Below are 14024 nucleotides of genomic sequence, written 5' to 3'. Positions count from 1 at the left end.
AGATTTCAATGCGACATTCATTGGATCGCCCCCTTGGCTATTGCATCGCCCAGCCGTGGCTGACCACGATCGACTGACCGGTGAGTGCGTTTGAAGGAAAGGCCGCGAGAAAAGCCGCACACCGCGCGACGTCATCGAGCGTCGTGAACTGCCCGTCGACGGTCTCCTTGAGCATGATGTCGCGGATCACCTGGTCTTCGGTGATGCCGAGTTCTTTCGCTTGCTGCGGGATTTGCTTTTCGACCAGCGGCGTCCGCACAAAGCCCGGGCAGACGACATTGGCGCGAACGCCGTGGTCGGCACCTTCCTTCGCGACGACCTTCGCGAGGCCGAGCAGCCCGTGTTTGGCCGCAACGTAGGGCGCCTTAAGCTTGGACGCTTCTTTGGAGTGCGCCGAGCCGATGTATATGATCGAGCCGCCCCGCTGCTGTGCATACATCCGCTGCAGGCAAGCGCGGGTGGTGAGGAACGCGCCGTCCAGATGGATCGCAAGCATCTTCTTCCAGTCTGCGAAAGCGAACTGGTCGACGGGCGAGACGATCTGGATACCTGCGTTGGAAACGAGGATGTCGATTCCGCCGAACCGGTCGCATACCGCGCGTACGCCGGCATCGACCGCGATCTCGTCCGCTACGTCCATCTCCACGGCGAAGCTTGCGCCGCCGCTGGCATCGAGTGCGTCGGCAGTTGCACGTGCAGCGTCAATGTTGAGATCGGCTACGGCTACTCTTGCACCCTGACGGATGAACTCGCGTGCGATCTCCTTGCCGATCCCGCTGGCGGCACCCGTGACGATCGCGGTTTTGTTTCTCAACTCCATTCGAGCCTCCATTGTGTCTGGCACCAGATTCTCTGACCGAGGCGGGAACCCAAGGGGTCCGAGCGCTTCGGGCTACGCCGAGCCATTCGTCGCGCTGCATGTCTAAAGACTCTTTCATCGCGGTCCGGAGGTGAGTGATCGTTAGTGCAGTGGATCTACCGACATTGCCCCAACGCGACCGTTATTAAGCGGGCTGATTCCTCCACTTCGCGGCGGCCTCGCGTGGTCGACTGCGCGGAAATAGCATTATTCCGACCGGCTTAGGATGAGACTTACACGCTGGTTGCGCTGGCGATTGACCGGGTTGTTATTCGATACGATCGGGTCCGACGCGGCACGTGCTTCGGTGCTCAGCCTGTTCGACGAAATGCGACCATCGCGAAGCATGTTCAGCACAACGTCTGCCCGCGCCTGAGAAAGTGCGCGATCGGCCGCTTCGTCACCCGACGGGTCGGTATGGCCGACGATGACGACTTTGACGTCGGGGTTGGCACGGAGCATCGCGATGAGATGCGGGATGCGCCCGCGTGACTCGGTTGTAAGTTCAGCGGTTCGTCCGACAAATTCCTGACCGCCAAGTTCGAAGGCCTTCTGCCCCGGTTCGCGTCGGGCAAGCCAGTCTACAAGGTCGCGTCCCACGGTGCCACGGGGAGCAACCATTGTCGAGCCATCGGTCAGCGCAACGATGACGGACGGATCGCCACGCACTTCTGTGGGTTCTGGCGAAGATTCCTCGCTGCACCGCTTCAAAGCCAGTGAACCGGAGACGACCAGCGCTATGAAAACGAAAAGCAAGATTATTTGCGCCACGGATCATTCCTCCCCCTGTTCTCAAGGCTGCCAACCGCCCCCAAATGCCTGAAAGAGAGCGGTCGATGCGAGCAGGCGGTCGCCGCGCGCCTGCACGAGTGACAGCTGGGAAGACAAGAGGCTGCGCTCGGCGTCGAGCTGTTCGAGATAGGGAGAATAGCCCTCGCGATAGCGGCGCGACGCAAGCTGTTGGACCCGGAGGAGCGCGGCCTGCTGGCGCGTCAGCACTGCCTCCTGCTCTCCGTACCGTTCGACCGACGCCATCCCGTCTTCAACTTCGCGGAATGCGGTCAGCGCAGCCTTCCGATACGCGAAGGCTGCCTGGTCGCGGCGCGCGGTCGCGCCATCGGCCTGGGCGCGTATCCTCCCGCCGTTGAAGATCGGCGCCAGGATGCTCCCGCCCAGCGAGAAGATCGAAAGCGGATCGTCCGGGAGCAGCGAGGAAGCGACGAAGCCGCCGGATGCCGCCAGCTTGATGTCGGGCAGGAACGCGGCCCGTGCTGCGTCCAGCGCGCGGTCTGCGGCGACGATCTGCTGCTCGGCCGCGGCAATATCGGGACGCTGTCGAAGTACCCGCGCCGGCAGCTGTGTCGGGATCGTGGGGATGGTCAGCGCCGTGATCGCCGATCCGCGCGCGATGGGGCCCGGCGCGCGATCGAGCAGGATGCTGAGGCCGTTCTCCAGCTTAGCGATCGCAAGGTCGACCGTCGGGAGGACTTGGGCCGCCGCCTGATACTCCGCTTCGGCCTGCGCCAGGTCGAGCTGCGAGCCATATCCCGCTTCGGCGCGGCGCCGGATGAGCTTCAGCGTGCCCGCGCGCGCATCGAGGGTGCGGTGCAGGATCGCCTGTCGTTCATCGAATGTGCGGAGTTGGACATAGCCGCTGACTACCCCTGCAGCGACGGCGAGCCGGACGGTTGCGCGGCTATCGTCGCTGGCCAGAAGCTGCGCTTTGGCGGCGGCGGCGCTGCTGCGCAGACGACCGAACAGGTCGAGGTCGAACGACGCCTGCACTTCGCCCTGCCCCGCCCATTGCTCGACATCGATCCCGAACGCGTCGACGCTGCGGGTGCGACCGCCCGTGCCGACGGCTTGGACCTGCGGCATCCGGGCACCGCGTGCGGCGGCAAACTGCGCACGCGCTTCTTCAACGCGCGCGGCGGCAATTGCGATATCCGCATTGTGCGTAAGCGCCGCTTCGACGAGGCCGTCCAGCGTGGCATCGCCAAAGCTACGCCACCAGTGCGCGTCTAAGGCGACGTCCGATCCGGCTCCGGCATCGCGCCACTGGGGCGGCGGCGCCACCTCGGCTGCGGGCGGTATCGCCGGTCGGGGGCCGGCGCAGGCCGACAGCAGGAGGGCAAGGCTGCCAGCAGCGAGCCGCCCCGTCATGGCCGGGCGCTCGTGTCGATCCGGACCTCCACCGACATGCCCGGACGCAGGTTCTTCGCTTCCGCCGCGCCGGGATCGACTGCGATCCGCACGCCGATCCGCTGCGGAATCTTCACGAAATTGCCCGTCGCATTGTCCGGCTTGAGGACCGCGAACTCCGATCCGGCCGCTGGCGACAGGCGCTCGACACGGCCCGCCAGCCGAGCACCGTTCAGGGCATCGACCGTTACGCTGGCCGACTGACCGGGGCGAATCCGCCCCGTCTGGGTTTCCTTGAAGTTGGCGAGGATCCAGCGATCCGGCGGCACGATCGCGAGCAGCTGCGATCCGTTGGTGACGTAGGAGCCCACCCGGATGCCGACTTCGCCGAGAACGCCGCCTTCCGGCGCGCGGATCACGGTGTGCTCGAGATCGATTTCGGCGGCGTGCACCTGCGCGCGCGCGGCTTCGACCTGCGCTTCCAGGCCGCCACGGCCGACTTCGACCGTTCGTATATCCTGGCGGCCGATCTCGGTTCCGGCCAGCGCCTGGCGCAGTTGTGCCTGTGCCTGGGCGAGCGCGGCGAGCGTTTGGTCCCGTTCGCGCATTGAGATCGAGCCGTCACGGGCAAGATCCGTGGCGCGCGCCATGTCGGCCCGCGCCCTGGCGAGCTGTGCGCGTGCGCCTTCGACGCCCGCTACCTGACCCTGCAGACCGGCGGATCGGGATGCCCGGGCCTGGGTAGAATTGGCGAGCGCGGCCTCGGCTGCCGAGAGATTGGCGCGCGCCTGCTCGACGCGGGCGCGGTAGACGCGGTCATCGATCCGCACCAATATCTGGCCGGGCTTTACGACGTCATAGTCGTGCACCAGCACCTGCAGGACATAGCCGCTTACCTGCGGGGCGATGACCGTAACCCGGCCGCGCACATAGGCATTGTCGGTCGCCTCATATCGCCCCGCAAATGGCGGCAGGCCCCAGGCGGCAAGAACGAGCAGGACGCCGGCAAGCGCCAGCGCCACCGTGGCGACGATCCGTATCGGGCGCTTGGCGGCGGGGCGCCACTGCGGCGCCGCGTTCTCCGGCGGTGGGGCGTCTTCAGTTGCGGTCATTGGTCTTCTCTCGGGTGCGCGCGACGAGGATGTTCGCGAAAATGAAGGTTGCTGTGGTCAGTGCGAGAATGGCCACGAAGCGGAAGGTATCGTTGAAGGCGATCACCGCGGCTTCGCGCGCCATTGCCTGCCCCAGCAGGCCCGCACCCTGTGCGGCGCGTTGGGCGGGATCGACGAGCACGGACGCCAGCGATGCACCGCCTCCACCGATCCGCGCGGCGACCTGCGGATCGCTCGCCAGCATGTCGGCCGCAAGCGCGGTGCTTGCGTTGCGCGCCCAGATCGTCTGCATCGAGCCAAGCAGCGCCGATCCCATCAGGCCGCCGACATTCTGCGTGATGCTGAACGTGACGACGAAACTGACGAGGTGATCGCCGCCCCGCTGGATCATGCGCAGGAAGCCATAAAGCAGTGTCGGTCCGACGAACAAGGTGGTGCCGAAGCCGATTAGGGCCTGGCTCAGGATCAATTGCGCAGGGCGAGTCAGCGTGGTCGCGTCGCTGTCCAGCCACGCGCCGGCGGCGATGATCAGAGCGGCGACGAGAACCTGCCAGGGCAAGCGGCGCTCGGACAGCGTGAGCGCGGCGGCAACAATGCCGAGCAGCATCGCCATCGCGACCACGACGAAGAGGGTGCCTAGCTGGTCATTATTGAGTCCGCCGAGCGTTAGCAGGCCGACAGCGCCGTAAGTTTGCTCGGCAAGCGCCAGGCGCATGACCAGCGCCACGGCGGCGAACCGCAAAATCCCCCATGTGCCGATCCACTCAAAATGCACCAGCGGATCGCGTCGGCCCGTCTCGTTCAGAAAGGCGGCGGCGAGCAAAGCGATGGAGGCCGCAAGCGCCACGCCGAGCCAGGGCGTGTCGGACCACCAGAGGGTACGGCCCTGACCGATGACTTGGCAGAGCAGCAACAATCCGGCGGTCGCCAAGAGGATCGTCAGGAAATCGCGCGGCACGAAAGCGGGGCTCTTCTCGCTGGGCGGCAATGGCAGCGCGAGAATGAGCGCAAGCGAAACCAGCGCCAGCGCGACTTCGATCGCGTGCAGACCCCAGAGCCCGTTGTCGACCAGAACCTCCACGGGAATGAGACGGGCCAGCGGCGTACCGAGCTGAGAAAGCCCCATGCCGATCACGGCCCCGAGCGGCTTCGCCTTGGGTGGAAAGGCCTGCATCAGATAGTAGACGCCGAGGGTGATCAGCGCGGCTGCCGCCATTCCGCTGGCCGCGCGCACGAACACGGCGGCCCAGAAGCTGGCGAACCCGAAATGGACCAGCCCCGCGAGCGCGTAGAGAACGAGGAAAAAGCCGGTCACCTGCGGGATGCCGAATTGCGCGCGTGCCTTCACGAGCGAAAGATTGGCGCTCGCGTTGATCGCGACATAAATGGCAGGCAGGGCAGCCGCCTCGGCCGCGTACAGGCCGAGAGGGCCGGCGACGCTTCCCGTGTTGACTGTCGTCAGTGCGTTGCCGAAAGTCGAGGTCGCGCTGATAAACATGCCTATGGCAAAATAGCCGATGCGACGGCTCGCAGGATGCGCAGGCGAAAACGGCGACCCTGCGAAGAGCGGTCTCTCCTCGGGCCTGAAAGCATGCGCCTCGCTCATGAGGCTTTGGACGGTATCGCTTCGACGACAACGTCCGTGCGCGCCGCCGACGCAATGGTCATGCGGACGTGCCGATGGCCTGTGAGAAGATATGAATGCACGTGTCGGACCTTCTGGCTGCGCCGAGATTTCGCCGCGCTGCACGCTCTTAGACCCTTATACCCCAAGCCGGACGCGAGTGACTGTTAGCGCGGCTGGAGCCTCAGGGGCCGTCGTCGACTAACCTGTCGATGTCGAGGCCGGCTTCAGGCAACTTCCAGCATGCCCGTTAGCGCAACGCATCCCGCGGAAGTCGTTCGAGGATCGCCTCCGCCATGCGTTCCTGAACGTCCAGATCGCCCTCGCCAACGATGTCGATGCGATCCGACCACAGGATCTGCCCCCAGCGGCTGGAGAGCTCCACGCATACGCGGTACACCGCCTGGACCCGTCGGATCGTGCCATGCAGCACCAGATCCGAAGCGGCATGCGCGGCAACTTCGTCGAGCGAATAGCGGCCCTCGCGAAACTGGAACATGATTGCCCGCGGTGCGACGCGGAGGTGCGCGTCCCGTTCCGCTGCGTAGATGATCTCATCCGTCACGCCCGCCGCAAAGGCCTTTTGGTAGATGCAGATCGCCGTGAACGGCAGCACCGCCAGCATGGGCGGCTCCAGTTCTACGCCTGCAGCATTGGCGGCGATGCACCGTGCATCCTGCCGCAAACGAAAGCTCGGCGCGTAGCCGCCCGTTGGGATTGAAACGATCACCTCGTCGTCACGCCCCGGCCCGGCATAATAAGCCGCAAGCTTGCGCCGCAGTCGGCGCGCCTCGACTCGCACGGCAGAATCGATGCGCGGGTCATAATCGACAACGCCGCCATAGAGTTCGATGCCGATCACCAGCTCCTTCAGCGTGGCCGCGCGGCCGGCAAGCGATTCCTCCACGACAAAGCGCAGAAAGCCGTACAGCTTTTCTGAGCCTATGAACGCATGGGCGCGAAGGCGTTCGAGCTGCGCGCGCACGTCCTCTGGTGTTGGCCGATGAATGGTTTCCCCTGAGCCGGCGTCGACCGGTGCAACAAACTCTGCGAGGCGCATGCACTATCTCCCGGAACGGTAATCGACGTCGAGCAAACCTCGGTCTCCGTCTCTGGCTGCCCACATAAAGTAACTGCCCAACAACTCCGACTAAACAGGTGCCAAACGCTGCTAATTCGCGCATATAACGGGCGCTAACGTGTCTGGGGGGACGTAAGTGGATCGGGTAGGCGACATACGATCATGAGCGACCGGCGTATCCTGTTCGGATCGTTCGAGCTTCGCCCGGAACGGGGGCAATTGCTGAACGGCGGCGTACGCGTCGGCTTGGGGTCGCGCGCGCTCGCGATTCTGGCGCTGCTTGCCGAGCGAGCCGGCAAGGTCGTTTCTGTGCAGGAAATCACCGATCGGGTCTGGCCGAATATCTTCGTCCAGGACAATAATCTGCGCGTGCACATTACCGCCATCCGCCGCGCGTTGCGGGCCGGGGCGGATGACGATGTCAAGATCGACAACGTCCCCGGCCGTGGCTATCGGCTGAATGCCGACGTGACCATCGAGACGGCAGGCGAGGACGCGGCCGAGGCGCCGATGTCCGGGCACATCCGTCCGCTTCCGCTTCCATTGCAGATTCACCATCTTATCGGTCGCGAGGCCTGCGTGGCGGAGGTGGTGGAAAGCCTCGCACGGCATCGGCTCGTCACGATTGTCGGTCCGGGCGGTATCGGCAAGACGAGCGTCGCGCTGGCGGCGCTGACACAACTACGTGCCGGTACCGCCGTCTGCTTTGTCGATCTGACTAACTGCACGTCACTTGCGCATGTGGCCACCGCCACGGCGGCGGCGCTCCAAAGTCCGATGGGCCAGGACACTATGCCCGCCGGGTTGGTGGAACACCTGCGCGCAGCCGAACTCGTCCTCCTGATGGACAACTGCGAGCATCTCATTGACACCGCAGCCAGGGCCGCAGAGGCGCTGCTCCAATCCTGCCCACGGGTGACGCTGCTCGCGACCAGCCGCGAACCGCTGCGAGTGGGGGGGGAAGTGCAGGTGCATCTCCAGCCGCTGCCGGTGCCGACCGCGTCGGATACAGTGGAGACGATCGCCAGCACCCCTTCGGTCGCGCTGTTCGTAGAGCGTGCGGCGGCAGCGAGTGGCGGATTCCGGCTGACTCAGGACAATACCCGGCAGGTGGCGGCTGTGTGTCGCTCGCTGGACGGGCTGCCGCTCGCGCTCGAACTGGCGGCGGCGGCGATGCCCATGGTTGGGCTTGAGGGGCTGTCCAGCGGACTGGCAGGGCGCCTGTCGCCGCTCGCCTTTGGTCGCCGCACACTCGCGCGTCACGAAACGCTCGAAGCGATGCTGGACTGGAGCTTCGAACTGCTCGCGCCCGACGAGCGGCTGGTATTCGGCTGTCTCAGCCTGTTTCGCTCCACATTCGATCTTGCCGCCGCCGTGCAGGTCGCGGCGGCGAATATGGCGGAGGATGGGCACACCGAACAGGCGGTTCTGCAACTGGCTGCCAAGTCGCTGCTCTTCATCGAGCCGTCCCAACAGGGAGTCGCCTATCGCCTGCTGGAGACGACCAAGGCCTATGCCCGGTGCAAGCTTGAGGACTCCGGCCAAGCGGAAATCGCGGCGCGTCGACATGCCGAATGGGTCGGTACGCTGCTGGATCGCGCCCAGGCCGATTGGCTGCGGATGGATCGCGCGACCTGGTGGGAGCGATACGGCAACGCAATCGACGACGTGCGCGCGGCGCTGGTGTGGTCCCTCGGCGACGCTGGCGACAAGCACCTGGGCATCCGCCTCATCCTTGCCTCTGCGCCGGTGTGGCTCGGCATGTCGCAATTCGCCGAATATCATCGCTGGCTGGAGCAAGCGCTTGCCACGCTGGACGGGCTTGGCCAGCGGGGCGGGGCCGAGGAGATCAAGCTCCAGATCGGCCTGTGCGTACTGCTGTTCAACGCCGACCGGCCCGGCGAACGGTTCGTCCGCGCGGCGACGCAGGTGCTGCGCATCGCCAAGAAGATCGGCGATCCCACGGCCAGGGCGACGGCGCTGTGGATGCTTTCCGGTCAACGCGGAATCATGGGCGATCATCCGGCGTCGCTCGCCCTCGCGCGGCAGATGCTGGCGCCGGAGAGCACGGACGTCGATCGCGACCTGCGGAATTTCGCACGACGGGTGACCGCGATAATGACCTTCCGCGTGGGGCGGATGGAAGAATCCGCGGCGATCGGGGAGGAACTGGTCACCCGATGCAGCGACCGCACTGCCTATGGCGCGGTGCTCCGGTACGATCATTCGACGATGGTGCGGGGCAACCACAGCCTGACGCTGGCGGTGCAGGGCCGACTGGAAAGTGCCAGGGCGATGATCATGGAAACGGTGATCGAGAGCCGGCGGCTGCGCAATCCGAGTTCGCTCTGCTATTTGTTGAGCAGCGCGGCCTGTCCGGTCGCGCTGTGGCTGGGCGACGACGAACTGGCCCGGCATTATGCCGATCTGCTCGGCTGCGTGGCGGATGAAAACCGCTTCACCTACATGGCCGAACTCGCCGCATGGTTTTCGCGGATCGCCGACCTGCGCATGGGAAAGCCGCCACAGCCGTTTCCGCTCGACCGAATCCGCCCCCCCTTGCCGCACGACAAGGACGTCTTCATTACCAGCTACGGGGCGCTCTGCGATGCGGAGGCGACCGCACGGGCAGAAGCCTGCGACACCCACTGGGCGACTGCCGAAATCCTGCGGGCCAGTGGCGAGAACAGGCTACGAGCCGGCGAGGTGGCGGCGGGGCGGGCGCTGTTCGAGCGGGCGTTGGCCATCGCCGAGGCGCAGGGCGCCGGGCTCTGGGCGCTGCGGGCTGCGACATCGCTGGCCCGCCTGATGCCCCAGGACGAGGCTGCGCGCATCCTGATGCCCGTACTTGCGCGTATCGAAGGCGATGAACAATATCCGGATGTATGCGCAGCGCGCGTCTTGTTGCCGGAGTTGGCCAGCTAACGCCCGGTCGCGTCCTCTGTGAGACATGGGGGAGCTATGCAGTCTGCCCGCTCATAAAAGGGGAAGAGGCTGGCCTTTGTTCCCCTGAGCCATGCGCACGCGCATCGGATGTGAGGTTTGCAACGGCCTGCAGCGCCGGATGGGTTTGGCAATGTGCCAAACCCTTCAATAATCCAATGAAAACAAAGGATTGGTGCGGTCGAGAAGACTCGAACTTCCACGGGCTTTCGCCCACAACGACCTCAACGTTGCGCGTCTACCAATTCCGCCACGACCGCACTGTTCATGATAGAGCCGGACGGACCGGCAACTGGCAGGCGGTGGCCATTAGCAAAGGCGCACTGGCCATGCAAGCGGCGAAAGTGCTTTGTCGCGGTACGGGGAAAATAGCGGTTGATCGCACAGCGCGCGCGTATCAGCGGCCCTTGTCGACAAAGCCCAGGGAGAGATTTTCGGCATTCTTGGGAATGTCGAGGCGGCTTTCGCTGATCGATGCTTCTTCACCGGGTTTCAGCCGCATCTTGTCCGCCTTCGTGGTCCAACTGAACACGAGCCGATTCTGCTTGTCGCGCAGTTCGACCAGCACCGGAGGAACCGGCTGGCTGGTTTCGCCGCTGTTGACGATGCGGGCGCTGAACGCGAAATATTCCTCACCCGTCGGCAATTTGCGGCGTTCTGCCGGCTTGGCGAGATAGAAGAGCAGATCCGGCTCCTCACTGTCCGCTACCAGGCCCAGATTGACTGCCCAGCCCGGCACGCCGAACATATAGACTGCCGCGCCTGCCGCACTGACGACCACGCAGAAAAGCGCAGCCGCGATCAGCCACAGCTTCGCGGGGTTGCGACGCGGACGGAAGGGCGGCTCTGCGGCGAAGCTGTCGAACACATCGGGCGCTGGCTCCGTCACCGGGGCGACATAGCTTTCCTGCAGAGCAGGTGCAGCGGCGGGCGGCGCATCGAGGGTCTCGGCAACCGGAACCTCTTCGATCCCGACATCCTGCGACGGCGGTGCTGGAACTTCCTCCGCAACTGGCGCGACGGGAGGGGGCGGCGGCGGCACGGCGGCAGGCGCAGCAACCGGGCTTTCGGGCGCTGCGGGACGCAGGGGCAGCGCTGTCCCTTCCTGAAACCAGCTATGCTTGCACGAAGCACAGCGGACTTGGCGTCCGTTGGGCCCAATGGCGCTGTCGGGCACGATGTAGCGCGTTGCGCAATTGGGACAATTAAGGATCATTACGCTTCATAAACACCGCAGGGACTCTAGAGCAAGCGGGGAACGCACGGGTGGTAACCCCATCATATCGCATATGGACGTTTACCACATTGTCGGCCGCACTTTACGGCCCTTGCCCACTGTGCGATGGCTGACCGTCCATCAGGGGCGAGGGGTCGGCAGCGGGATCAGCATGTCCAGCATCGTGCAGTTTGAAAATGTCGGTCTGCGCTATGGGCTGGGCAGCGAGACGCTGAGCGACGTCAGCTTTTCCTTGCATGCGGGTGGTTTCTATTTCCTCACCGGCGCGTCGGGCGCGGGCAAGACGTCGCTGCTCAAGCTGCTTTATCTGGCGCAGCGCCCCAGCCGCGGCGTGATCCGCCTCTTCAACGAAGACGTCGTCACTTTGCCGCGTAAGCGCTTGCCGGGGTTCCGCCGCCGGATCGGCGTGGTGTTTCAGGATTTCCGTCTCGTCCCGCATCTGTCGACCTATGACAATATCGCGCTGCCGTTGCGCGTCGCCGGGATGGAGGAAAACGAAGTCGCGGCGCCCGTGGCCGAAATGCTCGCCTGGGTGGGGCTGGCCGACCGCGCCGATGCACGCCCCGCGACATTGTCGGGCGGGGAGCAGCAGCGCGTTGCCATCGCCCGTGCGGTCATCGGTCGCCCCGAAATATTGATCGCCGACGAACCGACCGGCAACGTCGACCCGGAAATGGCGCAGCGGCTGCTCACCTTGTTCGAGGCATTGAACAAGCTGGGCACCACGCTGGTTGTCGCCACCCACGATATCCCGCTCATCGGCAAGGTCGCGGGCGCCCATATGATGCGGCTGGATCGGGGGCGGCTGTCCGACCCTACCGGATCGCTGCGCTATCCCCCCAACCGGCAGACCGCGCAATGACGTGGCTGTTCGGTAAAGGGCGCTTCAGGAAAGGGCAGCGCAGTGGCAACGCCGCCTCCACCGCAGCGCGCAATCGCCTGCTGCCTGAAGGGCGCGTCGCCGGGCCGATGCCGTGGGTCATTGCCATCATGATGTTCCTCACGGTGCTGACGGCAGCGGCGGGGCTGGGGCTGTTTCAGGCATCGCGCGCCCTGGGGCAGGATCTGTCGGGCCGCGTCACTATCCAGTTGATCGAAGCCGATGCGGCCACCCGTCGCGAAGGCGTGGCGCGTCTGGTGCAAAGCCTGCGTCGCTTGCCCGGCGTTACCGATGTGCAGCCCGTGCCGGAAGAAACCCTGGCCGAACAGCTTCGTCCCTGGCTCGGCGCGGATATGACCGCCATCGACGTGCCGATCCCCGCGCTGATCGACGTGCAACTGTCGCAGGCGGACGGCGATACGCTTGCCACCCTGCGGCGCGCCGTCGCGACCGCAGCGCCCAAGGCGCGGGTCGAACCGCATGCCGCTTTCCTCGCGCCGCTCTCCGGCCTGATGACGTCGATGGCATGGCTTGCGACCGCGCTCGTGCTGCTGATGGCGCTTGCGACCGGCGCAGTCGTGGTGCTGGCCGCCCGCGGGGCGCATGACAGCCATCGCGGGACCATCGACGTGCTGCATCTGATGGGTGCAACCGATGTGCAGATCGCCCGCCTGTTCCAGCGACGGATCGCGCTCGACGCGCTGTTCGGCGGTCTGCTCGGCTTCACTTCCGCCGCTGCGATCATCCTCATCATCGGGCAAAGGCTCGGCGCGACCGGATCGGACATGCTGCAAAGCATTTCGCTGCCTGCGCCAGCATGGTTGCTGCTTGCCGCGTTGCCGCTCGCAGGGGTGGCGCTGGCCATGCTCACGGCGCGGATGACGGTCATCTCCGCATTGACGCGGCAATTATGATCGTCCGCATCGCTTCCTTCGGCCTCATCGCCTGGATATTGGGGTTCGCTTGGTTCGGTGCCTTCCTGCCGCAGCCGCTGGACGGACGCACCACCGATGCCATCGTCGTGCTGACGGGCGGCGGCGGGCGGATCGACCGGGGACTGGCCTTGCTGAAGGGCAATGCGGCCAAGCGGATGCTGATTTCCGGCGTCGACCGCTCCGTGCGCCCCGTCGAACTGGCGGAACGGTACAAGACGCCGATGCGCCTGTTCGATTGCTGCGTCACGCTGGGCCGCGAAGCCATCGACACCCGCTCCAACGCGCTGGAAACCGCGCGCTGGCTAAAGCGTCGCGACTTTCGCACCGTGCGGCTGATCACGACCGACTGGCACATGCGCCGCGCCGCACTCGAACTGCGGCAGGTGCTGCCCCGCGACGTGATTCTGGTATATGATGCCGTACCCAGCCGCCCCAGCCTGACGATGCTGTTCAAGGAATATAACAAATATCTCCTGCGCCGCGTCGTGGCGCTGATCGGGATTTAAGGACCGTTTACCCCCATGATCGTGCTTCGTTCGCTGGCCTTTTCGGTCGTTTTTTATGGCCTCTCGCTCTTCTGGGTGCTGTGGACCATCGCTGCCGTGCCCTTCGGCGCGCGCGCGGTACAGTTCGCCGCCACGAAATGGAGCCAGTTTCATCGTGGCTGCGCACGCATCATCCTGGGGCAGAAGGTCGAGGTGGTCGGCACTCTGTCCTCCGAACCGATGCTCTATGTCTTCAAGCATGAATCGATGTTCGAGGCGATCGACATGCTCTGCCTGTTCGACGCCCCTTTGGTCGCCGCGAAAAAGGAGCTGACCGACATGCCGCTCTGGGGCTGGGCCGCGCGGCTCTATGGCCTGATCCCGGTGGAGCGCACGGCAGGTCCAGCAGCAATGCGCGCGCTGCGCAAGGCGGCGCTGGATGGACTGGCGACGGGCCGCCCGCTGTGCCTGTTCCCCGAAGGCACCCGCGTCCCCCATGGCGAATCGCCCGATCTGCGCGCAGGCTTTGCCGGACTCTATATGCTGCTCAAGGTGCCCGTGGTCCCGGTCGCCGTGAACAGCGGCATCGTCGCCCCGCGCAAAAGCTGGCTGAAACGCCCCGGCACCATCACCTATCTGGTGGGCGAGACGATCCCCGCAGGCCTTCCCCGCGCCGAAGCCGAAGCCCGCGCCCACGCCGCCATCAATGCGCTCAACCGCTAAGCC

12 protein-coding genes and 1 tRNA gene are annotated in these 14024 nt (G+C 65.3%); 5 read left to right on the top strand and 8 right to left on the bottom strand.

The genetic code is table 11. The features are described 5' to 3' along the window. Positions 1 to 37: 37 nt before the first annotated feature. The 6 genes from LQ220_RS09215 to LQ220_RS09190 all read right to left on the bottom strand — a co-directional run bounded on the left by LQ220_RS09215 (position 38) and on the right by LQ220_RS09190 (position 6797). Complete coding sequence (locus LQ220_RS09215; protein ID WP_230187983.1) at positions 38 to 820, bottom strand: 3-hydroxybutyrate dehydrogenase; 783 nt, start codon at positions 818 to 820, stop codon at positions 38 to 40. 246 nt (positions 821 to 1066) lie between these two features. Next, entirely contained in the window at positions 1067 to 1630 is a 564-nt protein-coding gene (locus LQ220_RS09210; protein WP_230187982.1) for an OmpA family protein, read from the bottom strand. 21 nt (positions 1631 to 1651) lie between these two features. Further along, positions 1652 to 3022 (bottom strand): efflux transporter outer membrane subunit, encoded by a 1371-nt coding sequence (locus LQ220_RS09205; RefSeq protein WP_230187981.1) that lies wholly within the window; start codon positions 3020 to 3022, stop codon positions 1652 to 1654. Continuing rightward, complete coding sequence (locus tag LQ220_RS09200) at positions 3019 to 4113, bottom strand: HlyD family secretion protein (RefSeq protein ID WP_230187980.1); 1095 nt, start codon at positions 4111 to 4113, stop codon at positions 3019 to 3021. Before LQ220_RS09200 ends, LQ220_RS09205 begins: the two co-directional genes overlap by 4 nt. Next, positions 4100 to 5719 (bottom strand): MFS transporter, encoded by a 1620-nt coding sequence (locus tag LQ220_RS09195; RefSeq protein ID WP_230187979.1) that lies wholly within the window; start codon positions 5717 to 5719, stop codon positions 4100 to 4102. The genes LQ220_RS09200 and LQ220_RS09195 overlap by 14 nt, the downstream gene beginning before the upstream one ends. 268 nt (positions 5720 to 5987) lie before the next feature. Beyond that, a complete protein-coding gene (locus tag LQ220_RS09190; protein ID WP_230187978.1) occupies positions 5988 to 6797 on the bottom strand; it encodes a hypothetical protein in 810 nt (269 codons plus the stop codon). 183 nt (positions 6798 to 6980) lie between these two features. Here LQ220_RS09190 and LQ220_RS09185 point away from each other — a divergent pair, with 183 nt between their 5' ends. After that, on the top strand, positions 6981 to 9743 hold the full coding sequence (locus tag LQ220_RS09185; RefSeq protein WP_230187977.1) for a winged helix-turn-helix domain-containing protein: 2763 nt from the start codon (positions 6981 to 6983) through the stop codon (positions 9741 to 9743). Positions 9744 to 9934: 191 nt separating this feature from the next. On the opposite strand, the gene LQ220_RS09180 is transcribed toward LQ220_RS09185, so the two are convergent. Beyond that, positions 9935 to 10021: transfer RNA gene (locus LQ220_RS09180), tRNA-Leu, on the bottom strand. Positions 10022 to 10158: 137 nt separating this feature from the next. Beyond that, entirely contained in the window at positions 10159 to 10977 is an 819-nt protein-coding gene (locus LQ220_RS09175; RefSeq protein ID WP_230187976.1) for an MJ0042-type zinc finger domain-containing protein, read from the bottom strand. A gap of 172 nt (positions 10978 to 11149) precedes the next feature. On the opposite strand from LQ220_RS09175, the gene ftsE reads away from it, so the two are divergent. Genes ftsE through LQ220_RS09155 form a run of 4 tightly spaced genes read left to right on the top strand, consistent with a single transcriptional unit; the run spans position 11150 to position 14021 of the window. Then, positions 11150 to 11860 carry a cell division ATP-binding protein FtsE gene (gene ftsE / locus LQ220_RS09170; RefSeq protein WP_230188028.1) on the top strand — a complete coding sequence of 237 codons (711 nt, stop codon included), beginning with the start codon at positions 11150 to 11152 and terminating at the stop codon, positions 11858 to 11860. Beyond that, positions 11857 to 12792, top strand: coding sequence for a cell division protein (locus LQ220_RS09165; protein ID WP_230187975.1), 936 nt, complete (start codon positions 11857 to 11859; stop codon positions 12790 to 12792). The genes ftsE and LQ220_RS09165 overlap by 4 nt, the downstream gene beginning before the upstream one ends. Beyond that, positions 12789 to 13319, top strand: coding sequence for a YdcF family protein (locus LQ220_RS09160; protein ID WP_230187974.1), 531 nt, complete (start codon positions 12789 to 12791; stop codon positions 13317 to 13319). The genes LQ220_RS09165 and LQ220_RS09160 overlap by 4 nt, the downstream gene beginning before the upstream one ends. Before the next feature lie 15 nt (positions 13320 to 13334). Continuing rightward, complete coding sequence (locus LQ220_RS09155; protein WP_230187973.1) at positions 13335 to 14021, top strand: lysophospholipid acyltransferase family protein; 687 nt, start codon at positions 13335 to 13337, stop codon at positions 14019 to 14021. Positions 14022 to 14024: the final 3 nt, after the last annotated feature.

Origin of the sequence: Sphingobium sp. CECT 9361 (assembly GCF_918741285.1) — a bacterium.
GTDB lineage: Bacteria > Pseudomonadota > Alphaproteobacteria > Sphingomonadales > Sphingomonadaceae > Sphingobium.
Note: the sequence above shows the minus strand (reverse complement) of the source record. Positions and strands in the feature narration are given on the sequence as shown.

Bases quoted from the DNA above. Each gene is read 5' to 3' on its own strand.
- LQ220_RS09215 (WP_230187983.1), bottom strand. From the start codon at position 820: ATGGAGTTGAGAAACAAAACCGCGATCGTCACGGGTGCCGCCAGCGGG.
- LQ220_RS09205 (WP_230187981.1), bottom strand. From the start codon at position 3,022: ATGACGGGGCGGCTCGCTGCTGGCAGCCTTGCCCTCCTGCTGTCGGCC.
- LQ220_RS09200 (WP_230187980.1), bottom strand. From the start codon at position 4,113: ATGACCGCAACTGAAGACGCCCCACCGCCGGAGAACGCGGCGCCGCAG.
- LQ220_RS09195 (WP_230187979.1), bottom strand. From the start codon at position 5,719: ATGAGCGAGGCGCATGCTTTCAGGCCCGAGGAGAGACCGCTCTTCGCA.
- LQ220_RS09190 (WP_230187978.1), bottom strand. From the start codon at position 6,797: ATGCGCCTCGCAGAGTTTGTTGCACCGGTCGACGCCGGCTCAGGGGAA.
- LQ220_RS09185 (WP_230187977.1), top strand. From the start codon at position 6,981: ATGAGCGACCGGCGTATCCTGTTCGGATCGTTCGAGCTTCGCCCGGAA.
- LQ220_RS09175 (WP_230187976.1), bottom strand. From the start codon at position 10,977: ATGATCCTTAATTGTCCCAATTGCGCAACGCGCTACATCGTGCCCGAC.
- ftsE (WP_230188028.1), top strand. From the start codon at position 11,150: ATGTCCAGCATCGTGCAGTTTGAAAATGTCGGTCTGCGCTATGGGCTG.
- LQ220_RS09165 (WP_230187975.1), top strand. From the start codon at position 11,857: ATGACGTGGCTGTTCGGTAAAGGGCGCTTCAGGAAAGGGCAGCGCAGT.
- LQ220_RS09160 (WP_230187974.1), top strand. From the start codon at position 12,789: ATGATCGTCCGCATCGCTTCCTTCGGCCTCATCGCCTGGATATTGGGG.
- LQ220_RS09155 (WP_230187973.1), top strand. From the start codon at position 13,335: ATGATCGTGCTTCGTTCGCTGGCCTTTTCGGTCGTTTTTTATGGCCTC.